Here is a 23,099-nt window from a genome sequence, read left to right as displayed (position 1 = left end):
ATCAACTATCAACTATCAACTATCAACTATCAACTATCAACTATCAACTATCAACTATCAACTATCAACTATCAACTGCCAAACTTCTTGATTGTTCCGCCGTCTTCTGATTAAATTGTCCGATTCATTGCCGTCCCTGTCTGGCGTGCTCCGCACCTGGTTGGGGTTTCGGCTCCCCCCCCTCTACACTTGGAGAAGAGCACCATGAAGAAAATGTTGATGATGGCCGCAGTGGGCCTGGCACTCCTGCCCTTTGCAGCGACAGCAAAAGACGACGGCGTGTCCCTGTTTGACGGTAAGACCTTGAATGGCTGGATCCAGAAGAATGGTACCGCAACCTATGTCGTCAAGGACGGCACGGTACTCGGCACGACGGCAGAAGGCAGCCCGAACTCCTTCCTTTGCACAGAGAAGGAATACGGCGACTTCGAACTGACGGTCGAGGTCAAGCTGAACAACAACGAACTGAACTCCGGCATCCAGATTCGCTCCACGACCGCCGCGCCGGAAGGCGACGCGAAGTTCGGTCGAGTCAACGGACCGCAGGTGGAAATTGAGGCGGCGGGCGCCGAGGGCGCTCAGGCCGGCTATATCTACGGCGAGGCTTGCGGCGGCTGGATGACGGCGGACGCGGAAGCGAAGCGCTCCAAGGCCTTCCAGGATGGCGATTGGAACGAGTATCGCATTGTCGCCAAAGGCGCGCGCATCCAGACGTGGATCAATGGCGAGGCGGTGGAAGATCTGACAGACGAAGCCAAGTTCCAGAGCCACACCAAGGGCTTCATCGCGTTGCAGGTGCACGGCATCGGCGCGGGCCAGGGCCCCTATTCGGTGCAGTGGCGCAACATCAAGATTAAAGAACTGAAGTAAGCACGATTACAAGACTGCCTTTCGCGGGAGCGGGCCTGGCCTGATCCCGCGTTTCTTTTTGTGGGTTATGGGTCTTATGGGGCGTATGGGGCTGGCGCGAGGCGCTCGACTCCATGAACCATTGGACTCATGGGCCCCATAAGACCCATTCCCCCATCTTCAATATTGTTTCAGCGCCAGCGAATCGCCCGTGGCCTTTTGCCAGGCATAGAGCTTCTTCCGCAGATTATCCAGCCGATCCAGATTCGCGGGATCTTCCGCGAGATTGGCGGTTTCTTCGGGGTCTTTCTTCAGATCGAAGAGCAGCCACACTTCGCCCACGGGATAGTGAATCAACTTGTAGCCGCCGTCGGCGATCATGCGCTGCTTGTCCATGTAAGCGCTGTAGATGCCATCGTAGTGCGCTCTTGACGTTCCCGCCAGCAACGGTGCGAGACTCTTGAACTCCACATGCTCCGGTCTTGCTACCCCCGCCCAGTCCAAGGTTGTCGGCATAATATCCTGAAGGTAGACCGGCGTGTCGATACGTTTGTCCGACGCGACACCGGGCCCGCAGATCGTCAGGGGGACGCGCACGCTGTGGTCGTACATGTTCTGCTTACCCATGAGCCCATGATGGCCCACGGCGAGGCCGTGATCGGACGTAAACACGATGTACGTGTTCTCCGCTTTGCCCGAAGCTTCGAGCGCATCAAGGATTCTTCCAATCTGCTGGTCCATGTGCGTTACGATCGCATAGTACTCCTGCCGATGCACCTTCACGGCGTGCTCCGTGCGCGGGAAGGGCGCCAGATCCTCATCGCGCAGACCGGGGCCCGCGCCGATGTCCTTCGCAAGGGGATACTCCGGCTCGAAGTTCGCTGGCACCGCGATGTTGTCGAGCGGATACCGATCCACGAATTCCTTCGGAGACTGGCGCGGATCGTGGGGCGCGTTGAACGCAAGATACATGAAGAAAGGATTGTCCCGCTGGGTTGCTTGCGCAAGAAAGCCCTCGGCATCGTCCCCCACCACCTCGCTCCAGTGCTTCCCCCCTTCCCAGTAGCCGCCCTGGGCCGTGTCCCAGGGTTGCCATTCATCCTGCTGACCGTCCAGCGGTCGATTGTAGCCCACCTTGCTTGTTCCATAGTGATCGGCGGGCATGCCCTCGCGCACATGACCAATGTGATCGAAGATCGTGGCGGGGTCGATACGCACATGCCATTTGCCCGTCATGTACGTGTCGTAGCCCGCGCCCTTGAGCAATTGCGGCCAGAGTCGTCCCGCATCGCGCTCGGGCTCCAGCGTGCGGTGGATGGCTTCGGCGTGCCACAGAAATCGGCCCGTGGTGATCATGGTGCGGCTCGCAACGCAAACCGCGCCGCTCCAGCCGCCCTGGTTGTAGGCGTGGGTGAAGGTCGTGCCGCGCTTCACCAGTCGGTCCAGGTTGGGCGTGTGAATCTCGTCATTGCCCAGCGCGTGAATCGCCTCGTAGGTCTGATCGTCGGAGAAGAGGAAGAGGATATTTGGCCGCTCAGCGGCCCGGGCGTGGCGCGCCATGGCGCTAACGGCGCCAAGCGCGGCGCTCGCCTGGCAAAGGAATTCACGGCGGTTCATGCTTGGGGGCCTTTCAAGATGGTTAGGGCTTGGGTGAGTATTGCGAAGGGCGTGCGGAAATTTCAAGGGGAGATTCTGTCTTATCGGACCGATCAGATGGATCAGACGGATTTGATCGCCCCGATCGGTCCGATCCGTCCGATCGGTCCGATCCCCCGCTTGAGCCAAAGGTCCCGCGCGGCTATAGTAGCCTCACGCCCAATCCACACCCTTGGAGACCGCCATGAAGCGTCGCGAATTTCTATCCACCGCCGGTATCGGCCTCGGTGCGGGTCTGCTCGCCGCGCGCGCCGGAAGCAGACCGGATTCACGCCCCAACATCCTCTGGCTGATCTCGGAAGACACCTCGCCCGACTTCGGCTGCTACGGCCACTCGTTGGTGCAATCACCCAACCTGGACCGGCTCGCCGCCGAGGGCACGCGCTACAACGCGGCCTTTGCCGCCGCGCCCGTGTGCTCCGCCGCGCGCTCCGCCATGATGACGGGGATGTACCAGACGAGCATCGGCGCACACAACCACCGGAGCCACCGCGACGACGGCTTCACGCTGCCCGCACCGGTTGAACTTATCACCAAATACTTCCGCGACGCGGGCTATTTCACGAGCAACGGCCACGGCGTCAACTGGGACAAGCCGGGAAAGACGGATTTCAATTTCACGACGGCCACTGCGCCCTTCGACGGCACGGACTGGCGTCAGCGAAAGGCGGGACAGCCCTTTCTCGCCCAGTACAATTTCAGCATGACCCACCGCGAGTTCGAGCGCGATCCGGAACGGCCCATCGATCCGGCGAAGGTGGATCTTCCCCCATATTACCCCGACACACCCCTGCTGCGCCGCGACTGGGCGGACTACCTGGAATCGGCGCAGGTTTTGGATCGGCAAATCGGGGTATTGTTGAAGCGGCTGGAAGATGATGGCCTCGCAGACAACACCATTATCGTGTACCACGGCGATCACGGTCAGGCCCATGTGCGTGGGAAGCAGTGGCTTTATGACAGCGGCACGCGCGTGCCGCTCATCGTGCGCAAGCATGACGGCGTGGGCGCGGGGACGGTTTCGGAGGAACTGGTGTCGCTGCTCGACCTCGCGCCCACCATGATGCAATGGGCCGGTATCAAGCCGCCCTCCCATCTGCATGGCCGTTCGCTGGACAGCCCAACGCCGCGCGATCACATTGTGTGCGCTCGGGACCGTTGCGACGAAACCGTGGACCGCATCCGCTCCGTGCGCACGAAGCAGCACAAGTACATCCGGAACTTCTATCCCGAGCGGCCCTACATGCAGTTCAACGCCTACAAGAAGAAACAGTACCCGGCCACATCGGTGCTGGAGCTGTGGCAGAAAGAAGGCAAGCTCAATGAGGCACAACAGCCCTTCATGGCGGCAACGCGCCCCGAAGAGGAACTCTACGACCTGGCGGCGGACCCGCACGAGGTGAAGAACCTCGCGAAGGATCCCGCGCAGGAACAAACGCTGAAAGAACTGCGCGCGCGGCTGGACGAGTGGATTCAGGAAAGTGGCGATCTCGGCGCACTACCCGAACCCGTCGAAGTCACTGACTATGCCCGCGCGGATTCCCGCGCGCGCTTTGATGAGGCCATGAAGGAACGCGGCATCGCACCCGACGCGGGACCCGAGGTGCATGTGGCCTGGTGGGAGAAGCAATTGTTGGGGTAAGTACGCGGTGGCCCGGAAAAAGTTGAACCACTCCTAGACTCCGAGCAGCCGTCAGCCGCAACCAATTTGTTTTCCCACAGATCCACACAGATCTGCACAGATAAATCCAAACCACAACTTCCCTTAGCATATGATTCACTCTCTGTTGAAATACATCCTCTGTTTATCCAAAATTGGCTGCTCTGGTATCTCTTTCTCTTATCTGTGCGGATCTGTGTGAATCTGTGGGAAGATCTTTTTTATACACCGTAAGGGAACTGCACGGAATGAAAGGTGATTCACATGGTTCGAATCTACTCTGCTAAAGTGCGGCGCTCGAAGGCGGCTTGTATACTTTGGATGGTCGTGGTAATTTCGAATGTACGCGTCCATGCCGAACCCACATCGACCGCTCAGGCCAGCGCCAACATCGTCTACATCCTCGCGGACGACCTGGGCTATGGCGACGTGCGGTGCCTCAATCCCGAGTCGAAGATCCCCACGCCGCGCATGGACAAACTGGCCGCCGAGGGCATGATTTTCACCGATGCGCACTCGGGGTCGGCGGTGTGTACACCCACGCGCTACGGCTTGCTCACCGGGCGCTATGCCTGGCGCACGCGGCTGAAACAGCATGTGCTCTGGGGCTATTCGCTACCGCTGATCGATCACGGCGAGTTAACCGTCGCGCAGTACCTCAAGGACCAAGGCTATCACACGGCCTGCATCGGCAAATGGCACCTGGGGCTCGGCTGGCAGACGACGGACGGCATGAAACTCGGCGATACGTCGGATCTCACCGGCGAGAACATCGATTTCGCGAAGCCCTACACGCACGGACCGTTGAATCTGGGTTTCGACTACTTCTTCGGCATCGCGGCGTCGCTGGACATGCCGCCCTACGTGTACCTGGAACAGGATCGCGCCACAGCCATTCCCACAGCGATGAAGCCCACCACCTTTCGCACGGGCCTCACCGCGGAGGGCTTCGAGCCGGTCAAGGTGCTGCCCGATCTTGCGGATCGTGCCGTGGCCTACCTGAAGGAGCGCCACGCCACGAATCCCGAGCAGCCTTTCTTCCTCTATCTACCCCTAACCTCGCCGCACACGCCCGTGGTGCCTTCGCCGGATGTAAAAGGGTTCAGTCAGGCCGGGGACTATGGCGATTTTGTTGCACAGTCCGATCGGGCTATCGGCCAGGTGATGGATGCGCTGGACGACCTGAATCTCCGCAAGAACACGCTGGTGATCGTGACGAGCGACAACGGCTCGACGGAGCCCGTTGAGAAAATGGTGGATTCCTATGGGCACCGACCCAACCATCACTTTCGTGGACGCAAGTCGGATGTGTGGGAAGGGGGGCACCGCGTGCCCTTCATTGTGCGCTGGCCCGCCCAGGTCGATGCGGGTTCGAAAAGCGCGGAGACCATCTGCCACACGGACCTGCTCGCGACCGTGGCCGACCTGCTGGGTGCGCCCTTGCCCGAGGGCGCGGGACAGGACAGTGTAAGCCTACTGCCCGCGCTGCTCGGCGAGAAACGCGAGAAACCCCTGCGCGACTACACCGTGCATCACTCCATCGACGGCACCTTCGCGTTGCGCAAGGGTCCGTGGAAGTTCATCGACGGACCGGGCAGCGGCGGATGGAGCAGTCAGGGGGCAAACGCGCCAGGTCCCGATGCGCCGCCGGTGCAGTTGTACAACCTCGACACGGACATCGGCGAAACAAGGAACCTCTGGGAGGCCGAACCGGAGAAACTGACAGAGTTGCGCGCCCTTTTGGAGGCGTGCAAGGCGGGGGACTCGGAGCATTAATCAGAGACTGCGCTTTTTCCGTTAAGGATTCGCGAAACGGGATCGCGGGTTTTCTTACCCGCGTATCGTGCGACGGAGTCGCACGGACATCACGGACTGGAAAGTCCGTGCTCCCGCTTGTCGATCTATTCTTACGCTGTCGTAAGAAGCGCAGGGTCCTGTGGATGTTCCACAAACTTGCTAAAAGCTTTTACGCGGCGTGTTCCCGCGTGGTGATGTACTTGCCCTGGGGCGCGCCGCAGGTGGGACAAGTCCAGCTTGCGGGCAACTCCGCGAAGGGCGTCCCCGCGTCGATGCCGCCGAGGGGATCGCCGTATTGCTCGCTGTATTCCGTGTGGCATTCCGCGCATTGATGAATGAGCGCTCCGCCGCGCAGCAACACGGGTGAAGCCTGCGTCGCCACCGCTACGGTCGCCGCTTGACCCGCGCCAAAGCGCTCCACCAGGTCGAGCACCGCATCCGCCATTCGCCCCGCAGCCACGCCCGTGACGCAGGCAATTAACATGGGGTTGAAGCGATCAAAATTCTCCCGCACGAATACGTTGAAGCGGGGCTCGGGCCGGAAAGGCCAGCGCGCGGGTGGGGTCTCGGCCCGCACCACAATGGGTGTGTCGGGGATAACGCCGCTGTGCTCCGTAAGGCCGATGCGCAGGCCACCGGGATGTGGAAAGTTCTCATTGAGCGCGCGGAGCAATTCCGCGCCAGCCTTCACGGTGCCGGGCGTATGGAAGTCATTGAAGGACGCGCTGTCCCACGCGCCGGTGTGAAGCGAGACGCGGTGTCGCAGCAACAGACGCTCGAAGTCGGCGCGCGCGCTGGCGGGGATGCCATGCATCAGCAGGCTCCGCCAGGGCGTAAGGCCGGCGGTGGCCAGACCCAAACTGCGCGCGACCAGACAGAGGTCCGCAAGAAACGCGCATGGAAAACGCTGGGCAAGCGCGGATATCCCCAGACTGTAACTCTCGCTTTTCGCGTCGAACTCGAAACCTTCGATGGGGCGGACCTCGTCGTGATGCGCGACTGCCACCTGAGGAAGCTCCCGAGCAACCCCCCCGAGGTTTTCGAGGAGATTTCGCTGAAGTTCGGGCAGGTCGAGGGCGTTGTCCTGCAGAATCGCACTCTGCACGACAAAGGTCGCCGCCGGGACACCGTCGGCATGAACGGCGGTGGAAAGTACGATAGGCCGGAGTTGCCCTCGGGCATTGAAGGAAACGTGCCAGTATCCCGGTTCGGTGGATGCGATGAAGTTGATCTGGCCCGTGTAGAGGGGCAGCACATCCTGGCGCGGGTCGCTGAGGTTGACGGGGATTGCCGGTGCCGTCATGAATTGCGACAGGACCGAATCGTAGGCGCCGTCACTCAACCAGGGAGTACGCCCCGCACGCCCGGCCATGGGTCGTGTGGTGACGATGTTGGGACGACGGGGATGATGCTCCACGAGGAGACCGCCCAGCTCGCGCCGGATACGATCGCGACTGCTGGACTGGATCCCGCCGAGAATGAGCTCCTGCCGGCTGCCGAGCGCCATGGTCCCGTTGCCGTGGACCATGGTGAGTTCGGCCGCATGACGCAACACGCTGAGCGGAATCCGGCCACCCGCCGTGTGCAGTATCATGTCGCTGGCTTGATTGCGCATTGGTCTATCCCGCGGCGAGCGCCGCGCTCCGATCCATGAGTGCGGCGACCTCCGGCCTGCAGCTTCCGCAGCCGGTGCCCGCGCCCGTCTTCGAGCACAACGCTTCCATCGTCTCGCAGCCCTGGGCCAGCGCACGGAGGAGGTTGCCTTCGCCCACCTGATTGCAACTGCACACCAGTCGGCCCTCGACGGGCTCGCGCGTCGCGCCGCCGCCACGCAACAGACCGCGCCGGGACTCGTCGAGTTCCAACTGCGATTCAATAAGTGATTTCATCTCCGCCATGGGCGCGGTGTCACCATAGAGGATGGCGCCGACGAGGCGATTCTTGTACACGATGCATTTCTGGTAGAGCCGTTCGCTCCGGTCCAGCAGTACGATCTCCTCGTAACCCGGCGCGCTTGTGTCGGCACCCGCGTCGCCCATCGTGCAGAGTGCCAGGCCCTTGAGCTTGAGCACGTTGAAAGAGATGCTGCCGTTGTAGCGCTCCCATGTGTCTCCCGCGACCTGGGCGGCGGCAATGGCGGCCTGGGCCTGGGCGGCGGGTGTCGTTCCGTAGCAGCGATGCGCGCGCTCGGCTATTTCGCCGATAGCGTAAATGTCGGGATCAACGGTACACATCGCGTCGTCTACCAGCACCCCCTGGCGGCAGGGGAGGCCCGCGCCGCGGGCCAGCGCGATACTGGGCGTGGTGCCGGTGGCAAAGAACACGGCGTCGCAGGAGTAGTAGCTTCCGTTCTGCGTGCGCACCCCTTCGACGCTGGCCGTGCCATAGACCGACGCAATGGAATCGTTGAAGTGCAGGGTGACGCCGCGATCTGCCAATTCCTCCGCGAGAAACTGCGAGGCGGTGCCATCGAGCTGACGACCCATGAGCTGGCCGGAGCGGTGGATCAGGCGGCACACCGCGCCGAGCTCCCGCAGGGCCGCCACCAACTCAAGACCGAGCAGGCCGCCGCCCACCACAACGCAGCGGGTACCCGGTCGCACGAAATCCATAACCGCATCGGCATCGGCGCGCGTACGCAGCGTGAAGAGGCCCCCCATGTCCCGTGGGCACTCCGGGGCCAGTTGCGGCTGACTACCCGTCGCGAGCACCAGCTTGTCGTAGGCGTGAAGTTCGCCCTGGGCGTCCTCTATGCATCGGCGCTTGCGGTGAATTGCGGTGATCGGGCGTCCCGGAAAAAATGTGATGTTGGCCTTCTCCAATGCGGATTCAGAGGCCGTCTGCATGGAGCTCCAGGAGCATTCGCCGCTGATCAGATCGGGCAGCAAGATGCGGTTGTAGAAGCCGTGGGGTTCTTTGCCGAAGACGATGATTTCGTCTTCCGCGCAGCGCTTGCGCAGTTCCTGGGCAAAGGTGAGGGCTGCGGTTCCGCCGCCAACCACGAGCACGCGGCGTCGGGTGGACGGCACGCGGCTCAACGCCACCGCGGCCAGTTTGAACTCGGGCTCCTTCGAGCGCGGATCCACCAACGGGCTGGTAAGGACGTTCGCGCGGGCATCGCCCTTTTGCAGCGATTTGCCCCAGTGCATGGGCAGAAATACCACGCCGGGCTTCACCGTGTCCGTGATGACCGCACGGGCGCGCACCGCGCCGCGATCATTGTAAATAGTGACCGTGTCGCCTTCCGCGATCCCCTGGCCCTCGGCGTCGTCGGGATGCAACTCCACATAGGGCGTGTCCAGGTGCTGGCGGAGCTTGTTCACCTTGCCCGTGCGCGTCATAGTGTGCCACTGATCGCGTATGCGGCCTGTCGTAAGTATCAGCGGGTAGCGCTCGCTCGTGGTCTCAGCGGATGGCGTGTAAAGCGGCCCATGGAGGCGCGCGCGAAAATCCGGTGTGAGAAACTTGTGGTCCTCGAAGAGCCTTGGCGTTCCAGGGTGCTCCTCGCTTGGACAGGGCCATTGCAGGCTGCCCTCGGCGCGCAAGCGCGCATGGGAGATGCCCGTCATATCGATGTTCGTCCCCTTGGTCAGCGCGCGGTGCTCGTCGAAGATGGCGCTTTCGTCGGGATACGTAAAGGCCTCGGCCCAGCCCATTTTCTGCGCGAAGCGACAGAGTATTTCCACATCCGGCAGGGCCTCGCCCGGCGCATCGGCCAGCTTCGAGAGCAACGTCACGCGCCGCTCCGAGTTGGTCATGGTGCCTTGCTTCTCCAGCCAGCCCGCGGCGGGCAGAACCAGGTCCGCATAGGGCACCGTGTCGGAGAGGGCCGAGATATCCTGCACAACCACAAAGCGCGCCGACTTCAGCGCGCGCTCCACGCGGCTGAGGTTGGGCATGGAAACGGCCGGATTCGTGCAGATAATCCAGATGGCCTTCATCGCGCCGGATTCGAGGGCGTCGAACATTTCCGTGGCCGTCAGCCCGGGCTTCGCCGCGATGGGGCCGCTGTTCCAGTGCTGTTGCACGAAGGCGCGCTCATCGGGATCGGCCAGATCGCGATGGGCCGCCAGCAGGTTGGCCAGCCCCCCCACTTCGCGCCCGCCCATGGCGTTGGGCTGGCCCGTGAGGGAAAAGGGACCCGCGCCGGGCTTGCCGATCTGCCCGGTGAGCAGGGAGAGATTTAACAACGCGACGTTTTTATCCACGCCGACGCTGCTCTGGTTCAGGCCCATGGCCCACCAGGTCTGAAAGGCGCCGCTGGTGCCGATGAGCTGCGCCGCCTGGCGAATATCGTCCGCATCGACACGACAGACTTCCGCGGCCTCCTCGGTGCTCAGCGCGTAGGCCGCATCGAGGATCGCGCCCCCACCGTTACAATGCTCGGCAATAAAAGTCTCGTCCCAATGACCTTGTTCGCGAAGTTCGCGCGCAATGGCGTTAAACAGCGCCACATCGGTCCCGGGTTGAAGCTGCAAATGCAAATCGGCAAAGGCGCAGGTGGGCGTGCGTCGCGGATCGACCACGATCACTTTGACGTCTGGGTTGCGCTCCTTGTGCTGCTCCAGGCGGCGAAAAAGAATCGGGTGGCACCAGGCGGGGTTTGCCCCGGCGATCAGGAAGCAATCGCCCAGCTCGATATCCGCATAGCTGATGGGACAGACGTCGTCACCCAAAGCAAGCTTGTAACCCGCCACGGCGGAGCTCATGCAGAGGCGCGAGTTGGTGTCGATGTTGTTGCAGCCGATGAAGCCCTTCATCAACTTGTTTACTATGTAGTATTCTTCGGTGAGACACTGACCAGAGACATAGAAGCCAACCGCCTCGGGGCCATGGCGCTGAATAATCGACTTGAACACCGAGGCCGCGCGGTCCAGTGAGGCATCCCACGAGACGCGCTCCAGCGGGTGGGCCCGACTGCGGCGCAACTGAGGATACAACAGGCGATCCGATTGCTGCTGCACCACATGGTGCAGCGTGCGGCCCTTGCTGCACAGCATGCCCCGGCTCGAAGGATGACTTTCGTCACCCTCGACGCTGAGTCGGCCCAGGCGATCCTTCGTAACCACGACGCCGCACCCCACGCCACAGTAGGAGCAGGTGGTTTTGACGGTATCGGAGCGGTGTGGCGGCATGGGGTACTGCAGATAGATGATAGTTGATAGTTGATAGTTGATAGTTGATAGTTGATAGTTGATAGTTGATAGTTGATAGTTGATAGTTGACAGTTGACAGTTGACAGTTGACAGTTGACAGTTGACAGTTGACAGTTGACAGTTGACAGTTGACAGTTGACAGTTGACAGTTGACAGTCGCCTATGTCACCTGGAAAGTGAAGCGGTCTCCCATACGACCCATACGACCCATACGACCCATACGACCCATAAGACCCATAAGACCCATAGGCCCCATTAAAGCCTTAGGCCTGCGCGGGCTCGGGCAATGCGCCCGCTTCCATCTCGCGGAGACGATCGGCCTCGGCTGCTGCCGCGGCTTCATCAGCCTCGCTGAAAGTGACCATGGCGGCGAAGCCCGCGCACAGCGTCACGATTACACCCAGAATCAAGAGGGCCTGGGGCCAGCTCAACGCTTCGGCCTTGAAGAGGAATCCCGCGCTAACCGCGCCGAAGTTACCGCCAGCGCCGACAATGCCCGCGACGGCACCCAGCGCGCGTTTGTTGATAAAGGGCACAACCGAGTAGGTCGCGCCTTCGGACATCTGCACGAAGAGACTGAACACAATCATCGTGCCCAGCGCGAGGGGAAGCAGGGTCATCTGGGAAAACAGGATCAGTGCGAGTCCCTCGACCGCGATGGCGACGGCCAGCCAGCGCACGCGCCCCTTGAGGCCGTACTTCGCGCCGAAACGATCCCCGAATACGCCGCCCAGCGTGCGCGCGAAAAGGTTCATCAGGCCGAAGCACGCGGCGAGCGCCCCCGCGGCGGCGAGGCTCATGTCGAAGTAATCGATATAGTAGAGTGCCGCGATGTTGTTAATCGTGAGCTCGACGCCGAAGCAGGCGCCGTAGATAAAGAACAAGGCCCACACGCGGCGATCCTTGCAGGCCTCCATGAAGCCGCCTTTATTCTCCCTTGCGCCCGCCATCAGGCCGCGTGCGCGAAGGTCCTTAAAGTTGCCGTCGGGTGTATCCTGGGTCACAAAATAGTAGGCCACGCCCGCGAGAAGACAAACCGCGCCCGCGATCACCATGGCCATGCGCCAACTCCAGAACTCGCCCAGTCCCATGGCCATCAACCCGGCGAAGAGCAGCGGCATCACGAGTTGCGTTACGCCCCCGCCCAGATTGCCCCAGCCCGCGCTCGTGGCGTTCGCGGTGCCCACACAGTTTGCGGCGAACATGACCGACGTGTGGTATTGGGTGATCACGAAGGACGCACCGATGGCGCCAATGCCCAGGCGAAAAAGCAGAAAGGTCTCGTAGCTTTGCGCGAAGCCAATGCCCATCACCGGGATGGAACCAACCACCAGTAATCCCGTGTAGCACAGTCGCGGTCCGATCCGGTCACACAGCCACCCGATGAAGAGACGCGCAATGATCGTAATGGCCACAGAGGCGATGATTGTATTGCCGATCTGGTCTTTGGTTAGGGAGAGTTCCTCGCGCACCACCGCCATGAGCGGCGCGATGCCGAACCACGCAAAGAAACAAAGGAAGAAGGCAAACCAGGTCATGTGAAACGCGCGCATCTGCGGCGTTCCAAGGCTGAACAAGTCGATACGGGTAGCTTTGTGGCGTAGGTCCACGTAGAGATTCCCTCCAGATAGCATCCCTGGCCAATCCAAGGTAGCACGGCTACGTTTTCCGTTTTGAGCATGTTCTGTGCCAATGGACGTAGCGCCTGCGAGTTTTCCCTGACTGAGTAGCGTGCCGGCCCACAGGATTCATGCTCTTACACGTTTAGCGTCCCGCTCGAGCCCATAAACGTTTATTTTCTGTCCATCTATGGCGAACCTCGCGCGCTTGGTGCCCTCGCTGCACCCTCCGCTTTCGTTCTCGGGTCCCGAAGGAATTACGAACCGCCGTGTAGGTTTTTGGGCTGCTCTCCCTACCGCAGCGTATTTTCTCTGGCTTCCTACCAGACTAAGCTCACTAGTTTATAACGATGAAGATTCCACACCCGACCGAATCACGGTTCTCGTTCCGTTCAGGCGCGCGACACTGAATGCTCCGAATTTAAAAGGGTATTTGCAAGATATCAATTGGATAACCGGTTCGACGCCGCTGCAACAGGACCCCGTCCGGCGGCCCGCGGCGCGGTAGTGACATTCCTTGGCATAGCAATTGCTCAATAGATTCAAGAATGATCACGCGTTGAATTCGGGCAGCGTACCTCGCGAAACCCACCACCGTGTCGCGCTTCCCGTTTCTAAGGTTTGCATTTTCAACAAGTTAATATCTTAAAGCGTATGTCGCGCGAGACCATCTCCGTAACAAGCCGCAAGCATCGCAATCGTCGGGAACTCTTTGGGCATGCACATGCGATCTGAAATTGCCACCACTTCTATCGTCGTCATCGGAAACGGAATGGTGGGTCATCGATTCTGCAAGGCATTGACCGACCGGGATCCGGAGTGCCGCTTTGCCCTCCATGTCTTCGGCGAGGAACCCCGCGCGGCCTATGACCGCGTGCAGCTCACCAGCTTCTTCAGCGGAAAGACGGCGGAAGACCTGTCCATGGCCGACCGCGCATGGTATGAAGAGCGCGGGATCACCCTGCACCTCTCTTCGCGCGTTGCGTCGGTGGATCGGCAGGCGGGCAAGGTGCTGCTGGACGACGGGCGGGCGGAGTCCTACGATTATGTCGTCTTCGCCACGGGATCCGCGCCCTTTGTTCCCCCGATTCCCGGTGTGGATAAGAAGGGCGTATTTGTCTATCGCACCATCGAAGATTTGGAAGCCATCAAGGCCTATGCGAAGCACGCCAAACGCGCGACGGTGATTGGTGGCGGTTTGCTGGGTCTCGAAGCGGCCAAGGCCGTGGTGGACCTTGGACTGGAGGTCAACGTGGTCGAGTTTGCGCCGCGCCTCATGCCCAGGCAACTCGACGACGGCGCTTCGGATCTTCTGGTAAAAGAAATCGAGTCTCTCGGTGTGAAGGTCATGCTCCGCATGCAGACCCAGGCCATCGAAGGCAACGGAAGCATCACGGGCCTGCGCTTTGCCGATGATTCGGTGCTCGATGCCGACATGCTGGTCATCTCCGCGGGCATCAAGCCGCGCGACGAGCTTGCGCGCAATGCGGGCCTGGCGGTGGGCCAGCGCGGCGGCATTCTGGTGGACGACACGCTCCAGACCAGCGACCCGCGCATGTTCGCCATCGGCGAGGCGGCCTTTCACGACGGCATGATCTATGGCCTCGTCGCGCCGGGCTATGAGATGGCGGAGATCCTCGCGGATCGCCTCACGGGCGGCGCGCGCCTCTTCAAAGGTGCGGACATGAGCACGAAGCTCAAGCTCCTCGGCGTGGAAGTGGCCAGCCTGGGCATCGCCGATCCGATGGCCTCGCCGGAGCGCACCGTGGTGGTGAAGGATGCGCGCAAAGGTATCTACAAGAAAATAACGCTGTCCGAGTGCGGCAGGAAACTCGAAGGCGGCATCCTGGTCGGGGACACTGCCGAATACGCCAAGCTCCTCCACCTATTCCGCACCGGCGAGGGTATGCCGGAAGATCCGGAGTCGCTCATCCTCGGCAAGGGCGGCGCGGACGAAGGCGCGAAGGCCCTGCCGGACTCGATGCAGGTCTGCTCGTGCAACAACGTTTCCAAAGGCGACCTGTGCAGCGCGATTCGCGCGGGCGAGTTGACCAGCCTGGACGAAGTGAAGCGCTGCACCACGGCGGGCACGGGCTGCGGCGGCTGCGTGCCGCTGGTAAAAGATCTCCTCGCGGAAGAATTGAAGAACGCGGGTGTCGTCGTCACCAAGACCATTTGCGAGCATTTTCCGCTCAGCCGCCAGGAGCTCTTCCACGGCGTAAAAATCCGGAAGCTGAAAACCTACGGCGATGTACTCCACCATCTGGGTCACGGCGGTGGTTGCGAAGTGTGCAAGCCGGCGGTCGCGTCCATCTTGTCGAGCCTGTGGAATGAGCACATTGTCGAGCACGCCACGATTCAGGACAGCAATGATCGATTCCTCGCGAATATCCAGCGCGGCGGTACCTATTCCGTCATCCCTCGCGTCGCCGGTGGCGAGATCACGCCGGAGAAGCTGATCGTTCTCGGCGAAGTGGCGAAGAAGTACGACCTCTACTGCAAGATCACCGGCGGCCAGCGCATTGACCTGCTCGGCGCACGCGTGGAGCAACTCCCCGACATCTGGGAGGAGCTGATCAAGGCCGGTTTCGAGAGCGGGCATGCCTATGGCAAGGCCGTGCGTACCGTAAAGAGTTGCGTGGGCCAGACCTGGTGCCGCTTCGGCGTGCAGGATTCCACGGCCTTCGCGATCCGCATCGAAGAGCGCTACAAGGGCATCCGCGCGCCCCACAAGTTGAAGTTCGCCGTTTCCGGCTGTGTGCGCGAATGCGCCGAGGCCCAGTGCAAGGACGTGGGGCTCATCGCCACGGAGAAGGGCTGGAACCTCTACGTCGCGGGCAACGGCGGGGCCAAGCCACGCCACGCCGATCTCCTCGCCTCCGACCTGAGCGAAGAACAGGCCACGCTCTACATCGACCGATTCCTCATGTATTACATCCACACCGCCGACCCACTCCAGCGCACCTCCGTATGGCTGGAAAAGCTGGAGGGCGGTTTGGAGCAGGTGAAGCAGGTCGTCATCAACGATTCCCTCGGTATCTGCGAGACCCTCGAAGCCGACATGGCGCGCCTCGTGGACACCTACCATTGCGAATGGGCCGAGGTGGTGAAGAATCCCGAGAAGCGGGCGCTCTTCCGCCACTTTGCAAATGCCGAGGCCGCCGACAGCACCATCGCCTTCGTGGCCGAGCGCGGACAGAAGCGGCCCGCCGATTGGCCCGCCGCGCCTTTCCAGAATGGCAAAGCGATGATAGGCGCACCCGCCTGGTGGAAAGCCGGACGCGTGGAAACCTTCCCGCGCGATGGCGGCATGGCGGTGGACTATGCGGGCGCGCAGCTCGCCGTGTTCCACGTCGCAGCCACGGACCGCTGGTACGCCAGCCAGAACATGTGCCCGCACAAGCAGGACATGCTTCTGGCCCGTGGAATGGTCGGCGAGAAGAATGGCGTGGCGAAGGTCGCCTGTCCGCTTCACAAGAAACAATTCTCACTGGAGGACGGAAGCTGCCTCAGCGGCGATGACCATCTCCACGTGGCGACCTTTGAGGTAAAAGTGGAAGACGGCTTTGTCTACCTGCTGTTGCCGCCCGCCGATGAACTGATGAAATCGGTCATGCCGGAAACCGCCTGCGCGGGAACCTGCTGACCCGAGTTACGATTTTCCTGCGCAGGTGAATCGCAGGATTCGCACAAAGAAACGCCGCCCCCGGTTTTTGCGTTGCCGGGGGCGGCGTTTGCGATTGTGAGGCTGAACCGCGATTGGACGCGAATGCACGCGAATGCACGCGAATTGGAAAACTCTGAACCGCAAATTTTCGCAAAGGGGCGCAAATTAGTAGAGAAGCCACTCGTTCCCAGGCTCTGCCTGGTCGAAGATGCGCCTGGGCGGAGAATGCAGTCCCCGAAGCTCCGCTTCGAAGCGTTGAGCCGCGAATGAACCTTCGAGTCTCCATGGCGTACTATGAACTGAAAGGAGCGCATGCGCAATGTCGCCATTGGAACCACGGTTTAGCACCCTGCCCCCCGAAGGGCCTGCCCCCGAGCTGGATCGCAGCCCCGGTCAGAAGCGGACCACGGCGCGATTGTGGATCGCCGTGGCTGCCGGGTTGTGCCTCATCGGATTGCTGGCGCTCATACTGATCCCCAACGTTAATGGATTGAAGGACGAATCCTCCCGCTCAAGTACGAAAAATAACATGACGGTCTTGGGGCAAGTATTCAAGATGTATGCGAGCCAGTCCCGCGCCAACCAGTGGCCGCACCTTTCCCCCGATGAGCACATATGGACACCCGACCTGTCGGTGCTCTGTCCGGAATTTCTGCAGAACTCCAGCGTGCTCGTCGCGCGCGAGCATCCGGATGCCGATCATATCCGAGAAACCATGCGTGCGGTATTGGAGGGACCGAACCCCGACTTTGTAACGGCAGAGGGCCTGATGGCGTTGAGCTTCGCATATTTCGGCTATGCGGTCAACAACGAAACCGATTTTTCTGTTCTAGTTCACGCGAAAACAGGTGGCTTGATTGATAATCCACACGAAATATTACATGTGTCCGGCAGCGGGAAATGGCTTCCTCCGCTCAACACCGATTCCATGCGTTGTTTCGGATCAAACTCGCAACATCCCGAGTTTCCGCCGGGGATTAATCCCACCAATCCAGTGCTTGTGGAAGTCTGGGCGTGGAAGATAAAAGGGAAATCCGACAAATTCGATGGCGCACATGTACTTTACATGGACGGTCACGTGGAGTTTGTACCACTGGGCACATTCCCCGTGGTGCCGTCGGTGATGGATGGGCTGTGCGGAACGATGTAACAGAACCACGGGATCGTGCGTGACCCACCGGACAGGTCGGATAGAACCGATGCAATCAATCCGTCCTATCGGTCGTATCCGTCTTCCGTTGTCCCTGTCGCCCGTGTCAAATTTTTCTGGGGGGATACAGGCACCCGCGTCGGCAGTCGTCTAGGCGCTTTCGCGACCAAGGAAGCCACGGCGCGGGAGCCTGTCCCCCTTACGCAATAATATCGTAAATCGGATCCGCGCCTTCGACGCCGACCAGCTTCTGATCGAGGCCATTGTAAAAATAGCTCAGGTGATTCGGATCCAGCCCCAACTGGTGGAGCACAGTGGCGTGCAGTCTGCGCACGTGAAGCCGATTCGTCACCGCCGCGCTGCCGAGCTCGTCGGTCTCGCCGTAGGAGATGCCGCCCTTGATGCCGCCGCCGGCCATCCACATGGTGAAGCCCATGGAGTTGTGATCGCGGCCGGTGCCTTTTTCGTATTCCGCCGTGGGCTGGCGACCAAATTCGCCGCCCCAGATGACCAGCGTCTCATCGAGCAGGCCGCGCTGTTTCAGATCCTTCAACAGGCCCGCGATGGGTTTGTCGGTATTGCCCGCGTGGTAGTTGTGGTTGTCCTGCAGGTCGGAGTGGGCGTCCCAGTTGGCGTCGTTGTGGGCACCGCCGGAATAGAGCTGGACGAAGCGCACGCCGCGCTCCACGAGCCGCCGCGCCAGGAGGCACTTGCGCCCGAAGTCTTCCGTGCGCTCGTGGTCCATACCGTAGAGTCGCTTCACGTGCTCCGGCTCCTGATCCAGCTCCACGGCCTCGGGCGCCGTCACCTGCATGTTGTAGGCCAGCTCATAGCTCGCGATGCGCGCGGCGAGATCGGTGTTGTCCACGCGATCCGCCAGGTGCTGATCGTTGAAGTGATTCAGGTGCGAAAGCAGGGTCTTCTGTTCGGCGCGCGACATGCCGCGCACGTTGCTGAGGTTGAGGATGGGATCGCCCTGAGGACGAAACACGGTCGCCTCGTAGCTCGCGGGCATGTAGCCGCTGGTCCAGTTCTGCGCGCCGCTGATGGGCCCGCCGGTCTTGTCCAGCATCACCACGTAACCCGGCAGGTTGTCATTCATCGAACCGAGGCCGTAGTTCACCCAGGACCCCATGGAGGGATTCCCGCTGAGGATGCGCCCGGAATTCATCATGAGCATGGCGGAGCCGTGGATGGGCGAATCGGCGGTGAGGGACTTCAGGAAGGCGATATCGTCCACGCAGGTGGAAAGGTGGGGAAACAACTCCGACACCCATGCGCCACATTGACCATACTGTCCGAAGCGCCACTTGGGTCCGACGATGCGGCCTTCATTCTTCTGGCCGCCGCGGCCAGCCGTCTTTACTTGAATGGTCTTGCCGTCAAGCCGGTAGAGCTCGGGCTTGTAGTCGAAAGTGTCCACATGGCTCGGGCCGCCATACATGAAAAGAAAAATGACGCTCTTGGCCCGCGGCGCGATCATCGAGGCCTTTTCGGCCAGGGGGCTCTTGAAGGGCGTGACGCCATCGGCGGCAAAGGCCTGATTGCTGAGGAAGCCGTCGCTGCCCAGCAGGCCCGCCAGCGCCAGCGAGGTGAAGCCGCCGCCCATGGTGCTGAGGAAATCGCGGCGCGTGCGCCCGCAGAAGGATCCGCGTGGTTTGTCATTGGTCATCGGAATTTACTCCAGTATCGCTCGCCGTCGGGCAAAAGCGGAAATGGGTCTTATGGGTCTTATGGGTCTTATGGGTCTTATGGGTCTTATGGGTCCTTTAGGTCCTTTAGGTCCTTTAGGTCCTTCAGGTCCTTTAGGTCCTTCAGGTCTTATGGTGCATAAAAACTCATACGGCCCATCGGTCGACCTCAATCAACATACATAAACTCATTCAGATTCAGCGCCAGCAGGCAGAACAACTCAAAGGCCCGCTGGTCGGTCGCGCCGTGCTTCGCTTTCATTTCCTCAATGAAGGCGAGGCCCTGATCCACTTCGTCGTTGTCCGGTGTGCGCGCCGTCACTTTATTGAGCACCAGCCAAACCTTTGTCTGCAGGTTGGCGGCGTTTTCCGACTCCACCCGCTTCGCCAGAATCTCCGCCTGCCGGTTCACGAATTCGCTGTTGAGCAGATTGAGGGCCTGGGCCGGCTGGGTCGTGGCAAAGCGCACCGCGCAATTCGTCTGCGGGTCCGCAAGATCAAAATCCGCGAGCAGCGGTTCTTTCAGTGAGCGCTTTGCATGGATGTAAATACTGCGCCGGGTCCACTCGGCCTCGGGCGATTGTCCCCAGACGCTTTCCGGCGTGGAGGAGGTCGCCAGCACGGCCGCGGGCATCGGAGGAAACACGTGCGGGCCGCCCACCGCCAGGTTGATGCTGCCGTTCACGGCCAGCATGCTGTCGCGCACTTCTTCCGCGCGCAAGCGCCGCATGTTGAAGCGCCAGAAGAGATCATTGCGCGGATCCTTCGCCAGGGCGGCCTCGTTGCCCTCGGAGGACATGCGGTAGGTGTTGGAGAGGAGGATCTGGCGATGGAGCGCCTTCATGGACCATCCCTGGGCGATAAATTCGCTCGCGAGCCAGTCGAGCAACTCGGGATGGCTCGGGGCTTCGCCCATGGTGCCGAAATCGTTTGGCGTGCGCACGATGCCGCGATCGAAGTGATACTGCCAGATCCGATTGACCATGACCCGTGCCGCCAGGGGATTCTCCGGACTCGACAGCCACTGCGCCAGCACCAGACGCCGACCGGAGCTTTTCGCCCCGTCCGCCGAGGGGGGAATGACCGCCTCGGGAGCATGGAGCACGCCGGGGAAGCGCGGTTGAACCAGGTCGCCCTCCACATGAGGATTGCCCCGGAGCAGGATGTGGGTGTCCGGTTCCACCGGGCCGATGGCCGTCACCGTGGTGGCCCACTTGCCCTCCACGGGCTTGTCTTTGGCCTGCTGGAGCGCCGCCTGAAGCGCGGCATACTGTGCGCGCTCCGCCTCCGCCAGCACTTCCGCCCCTCTTTCATGAATCAGCTTCGCCACATCGGGGGCCTGGGCTTCGGGCGCCGCCAGCGCCAGGGGGCGCTCGCCGAAGGAGGGACCCGACCACTTCAAATCGAGAACGGGCGCGTCGTAGGTGTTGAAATAGTCCACGCGAAAATCATGGTGGCCCGGCCAGAGCCGCAGCACGGCGCTGTGACTCGTCTCGCCGATTCCGGCAGCTTCGTAGAGCACGTTGCCGCCAACGGTCACGCGAATGCCGTCTTTCGCGCGAATGGTGAAGGTGTGGTCGCCTTCTTCGGTCACGCGGAGCTTGCCGGTGAACACCAGGCCCATGGCATCCTGCCGGCTCGCGGCGGCCAGCGTGACAAAATTGTGCTTCAGGTCGCCCTCGCTTTCCGCGCGGAGCGAGTCGAAGGCGGGAAGCGCCTGCCAGGTGTCGCGGTAGAAGCGGAATTTCAGATCGGCCAGATCGCTGCGGAGATAGGCGCCGCCCTCTTTTTCGCTCAGGGACGCCAGGAACTTCTGCTCGAACTGAAATATGGCGTCATTGGCCGCGGCCACTTCGGCGTTTTTCGCGGCCACCGCGGCATCGTAGGCCGTCTGTTCCTCCGCGCTCATGATACTGGTGAGTTCCGAGACACGCTGAGAGGACTTAACGCCCTGCAGAAAGGCGACCATGCCGTAGTAGTCGGCCTGAGGAAAGGGGTCGATTTTGTGATCGTGGCAGCGGGCGCAGCCCAGGGTTGTGCCGAGAAAGGCCGCTCCCAGGGTGCTCACCATGCCGTCAAGCTCGTCGTAACGGCCCAGCAGCTTGTCCGCGGGTTCGTCGTCCCAGATGCCCAGGCGATAGAATCCCGTGGCCACCAGTTGCTCCGGGCCTCCGCCGGGCAGCTCGTCCCCCGCAATCTGCTCGCGCACAAACTGGTCGTAGGGCTTGTCGGCGTTGAAGGCGTTCACCACATAGTCGCGGTAGCGCCACATGAAGGGCTTTGCGCTGTCCCGCTCGAAGCCATGGGTTTCAGCATAGCCCACCACGTCCAGCCAGTGGCGCGCCCAGCGTTCGCCATAGTGCGGGCTCGCCAGAAGCTGGTCCACCAGCTTTTCGTAGGCATCGGGCGAGTCATCATGAATGAAACGTTCCACCGCTTCGGGCGCGGGAGGCAGGCCCGTTACATCGTGATACAGACGGCGGATCAGCACCTGCCGGGAAGCCGGCTTCGCCGGGGCAAGTCCCGCCGCGTCGAGCTTCTGCTTCACAAAGGCGTCGATGGGGTTTGCCTGCCAGACGGGATCGCTCACCTGGGGAATGTCGGGCCGTTTCAGTGGCTGGTAAGCCCAGTGATCCTCGCCCTTCGGCGGCGCTTTTTCCTCGGCGGTCGGCGCCACACCGAAATCCTGGTCCTCGGGGTACCAGGGGGCGCCCAGAGACACCCACTCGGTCAGGATATCAATATCGCTCTGGGGCAGCTTTCCCGAAGGCGGCATCTGATGATGCTCATCCTTGTAGCTAATCATCTGGAGCAGGGGACTTTCGGCGGGGCTGTCCACGTTGACCGCGGGACCGCGCGATGCGCCCTTGAGGAGGCCCGCCCGACTGGTCAGGCGAAACTCCCCCTTCACACTGGGCCGACCGCCGTGGCACGAAAAGCAGTTGGCTTCGAGGATGGGCTTCACCTGTTCGGTGAAAAATGCCGAAGGCTCGGCGGATGCCGACAGCGCCCCATACGACGCAATCAGAAGCGAAACAGCGATGTTGCAGGATACCGCGCGCATGAAATCTCCGCACTCCAACTCTTGCCGGCGCGCAGCCACCCTCGCTTCGAGCGGAGTGGGAGTGCGCGTCGTTTTCGCCTCCATAGTAACGCAGCCGCCGCCGCGCCGCCAACTCCGAAGCGGGCGCAGAATGAAGCGGCGGGCCGAGGGATAAACCCTCGACCCGCCGCCGGAATTCAGCGTGTCAGCCGAAGCCGCCCGCCCTGGATCAGTTGTCCAGCAGGGCCCACATGCGGGTGACGGGGTGCTTGCCGGGGAACTTCACGAATTCCACGTGGCCGTCCATGTACAGGATGTTGGAACCGCCGGGAACGTGGCTGAAGTTTTCCACGGAGTTGGCCGTGCGGTCGTTCAGCACTTCCACCACGCTCTGAGCCTGAGACGAAGCACCGGCATTGTTAATGTCGGTGATGAAGAAGCGCTCGACACCTTCACGAATGCGCAGGGCCGTCGTCGTGCCGGGCTTGAGGAAGGGGGTCAAACCGATCAGGGCCGCTTCCGCGTCGCAGTTCAGATCCGCGTCAACGAGGGCGATGGCCTGGGCCTTATTCAGCAGACCGGATTCAACGTGGGTACGGACGCCGAAGAGACCGCCGGGGATGTCCAGGGACATGCCCAGGCCGACGATCGTGGCCAGGTACGTGTTCGTGTCCATGGTCGCGTTGAAGGCGGGGTTATTCATCTGGTCCGCGCTCTGGTTCAGCAGCACGTCGCGCTGATTGATCAGCCAACCTGAATAATTGTAGGACTGATTGTCGAACTCGCAAGCGAGGTAGGGCAGGTCCGGGTC

General features: G+C 61.5%; 12 protein-coding genes. 5 read left to right on the top strand and 7 right to left on the bottom strand.

Going from position 1 to position 23,099, the window contains the following annotated elements; all coding sequences use genetic code 11:
* The first annotated feature begins 204 nt into the window (after positions 1 to 204).
* A complete protein-coding gene (locus JNK74_26640) occupies positions 205 to 870 on the top strand; it encodes a DUF1080 domain-containing protein (GenBank protein ID MBL7649770.1) in 666 nt (221 codons plus the stop codon).
* Between the two features lie 159 nt (positions 871 to 1,029).
* Here JNK74_26640 and JNK74_26635 read toward each other — a convergent pair whose 3' ends face one another.
* Positions 1,030 to 2,409 carry a sulfatase-like hydrolase/transferase gene (locus tag JNK74_26635; protein MBL7649769.1) on the bottom strand — a complete coding sequence of 460 codons (1,380 nt, stop codon included), beginning with the start codon at positions 2,407 to 2,409 and terminating at the stop codon, positions 1,030 to 1,032.
* Positions 2,410 to 2,689: 280 nt separating this feature from the next.
* Between JNK74_26635 and JNK74_26630 the strand changes: the two genes are divergently transcribed.
* Positions 2,690 to 4,147: a sulfatase gene (locus tag JNK74_26630; GenBank protein ID MBL7649768.1), complete on the top strand. Its 1,458-nt coding sequence runs from the start codon at positions 2,690 to 2,692 to the stop codon at positions 4,145 to 4,147.
* Positions 4,148 to 4,429: 282 nt separating this feature from the next.
* Positions 4,430 to 5,941 carry an arylsulfatase gene (locus tag JNK74_26625; GenBank protein ID MBL7649767.1) on the top strand — a complete coding sequence of 504 codons (1,512 nt, stop codon included), beginning with the start codon at positions 4,430 to 4,432 and terminating at the stop codon, positions 5,939 to 5,941.
* Between the two features lie 190 nt (positions 5,942 to 6,131).
* Here JNK74_26625 and JNK74_26620 read toward each other — a convergent pair whose 3' ends face one another.
* From JNK74_26620 to JNK74_26610, 3 genes are all read right to left on the bottom strand, one after another.
* Complete coding sequence (locus JNK74_26620; GenBank protein MBL7649766.1) at positions 6,132 to 7,577, bottom strand: rubredoxin; 1,446 nt, start codon at positions 7,575 to 7,577, stop codon at positions 6,132 to 6,134.
* A gap of 4 nt (positions 7,578 to 7,581) precedes the next feature.
* On the bottom strand, positions 7,582 to 11,097 hold the full coding sequence (locus tag JNK74_26615) for a molybdopterin-dependent oxidoreductase (protein MBL7649765.1): 3,516 nt from the start codon (positions 11,095 to 11,097) through the stop codon (positions 7,582 to 7,584).
* A 284-nt stretch (positions 11,098 to 11,381) separates the two neighbouring features.
* Positions 11,382 to 12,728 carry an MFS transporter gene (locus JNK74_26610; GenBank protein MBL7649764.1) on the bottom strand — a complete coding sequence of 449 codons (1,347 nt, stop codon included), beginning with the start codon at positions 12,726 to 12,728 and terminating at the stop codon, positions 11,382 to 11,384.
* Positions 12,729 to 13,473: 745 nt separating this feature from the next.
* Between JNK74_26610 and nirD the strand changes: the two genes are divergently transcribed.
* Complete coding sequence (nirD, locus tag JNK74_26605; protein ID MBL7649763.1) at positions 13,474 to 16,383, top strand: nitrite reductase small subunit NirD; 2,910 nt, start codon at positions 13,474 to 13,476, stop codon at positions 16,381 to 16,383.
* A 340-nt stretch (positions 16,384 to 16,723) separates the two neighbouring features.
* Complete coding sequence (locus tag JNK74_26600) at positions 16,724 to 17,554, top strand: hypothetical protein (GenBank protein ID MBL7649762.1); 831 nt, start codon at positions 16,724 to 16,726, stop codon at positions 17,552 to 17,554.
* A 199-nt stretch (positions 17,555 to 17,753) separates the two neighbouring features.
* On the opposite strand, the gene JNK74_26595 is transcribed toward JNK74_26600, so the two are convergent.
* From JNK74_26595 to JNK74_26585, 3 genes are all read right to left on the bottom strand, one after another.
* Positions 17,754 to 19,226: a DUF1501 domain-containing protein gene (locus JNK74_26595; protein MBL7649761.1), complete on the bottom strand. Its 1,473-nt coding sequence runs from the start codon at positions 19,224 to 19,226 to the stop codon at positions 17,754 to 17,756.
* Positions 19,227 to 19,414: 188 nt separating this feature from the next.
* Positions 19,415 to 22,309, bottom strand: a complete 2,895-nt coding sequence (locus tag JNK74_26590) for a DUF1553 domain-containing protein (GenBank protein MBL7649760.1) — start codon at positions 22,307 to 22,309, stop codon at positions 19,415 to 19,417.
* Between the two features lie 208 nt (positions 22,310 to 22,517).
* On the bottom strand, positions 22,518 to 23,099 hold a 582-nt coding region (locus tag JNK74_26585), incomplete at its 5' end, for a hypothetical protein (GenBank protein ID MBL7649759.1).

It is taken from the genome of Candidatus Hydrogenedentota bacterium (assembly GCA_016791475.1).
In the GTDB taxonomy this organism is placed as follows: Bacteria; Hydrogenedentota; Hydrogenedentia; order Hydrogenedentales; family JAEUWI01; genus JAEUWI01.
The sequence above is the reverse complement of the archived record's forward strand: the minus strand, read 5'-3'. Positions and strand labels throughout refer to the sequence as shown.

Bases quoted from the DNA above. Each gene is read 5' to 3' on its own strand.
- JNK74_26640 (MBL7649770.1), top strand. From the start codon at position 205: ATGAAGAAAATGTTGATGATGGCCGCAGTGGGCCTGGCACTCCTGCCC.
- JNK74_26635 (MBL7649769.1), bottom strand. From the start codon at position 2,409: ATGGCGCGCCACGCCCGGGCCGCTGAGCGGCCAAATATCCTCTTCCTC.
- JNK74_26630 (MBL7649768.1), top strand. From the start codon at position 2,690: ATGAAGCGTCGCGAATTTCTATCCACCGCCGGTATCGGCCTCGGTGCG.
- JNK74_26625 (MBL7649767.1), top strand. From the start codon at position 4,430: ATGGTTCGAATCTACTCTGCTAAAGTGCGGCGCTCGAAGGCGGCTTGT.
- JNK74_26620 (MBL7649766.1), bottom strand. From the start codon at position 7,577: ATGCGCAATCAAGCCAGCGACATGATACTGCACACGGCGGGTGGCCGG.
- JNK74_26615 (MBL7649765.1), bottom strand. From the start codon at position 11,097: ATGCCGCCACACCGCTCCGATACCGTCAAAACCACCTGCTCCTACTGT.
- JNK74_26600 (MBL7649762.1), top strand. From the start codon at position 16,724: ATGTCGCCATTGGAACCACGGTTTAGCACCCTGCCCCCCGAAGGGCCT.
- JNK74_26595 (MBL7649761.1), bottom strand. From the start codon at position 19,226: ATGACCAATGACAAACCACGCGGATCCTTCTGCGGGCGCACGCGCCGC.
- JNK74_26590 (MBL7649760.1), bottom strand. From the start codon at position 22,309: ATGCGCGCGGTATCCTGCAACATCGCTGTTTCGCTTCTGATTGCGTCG.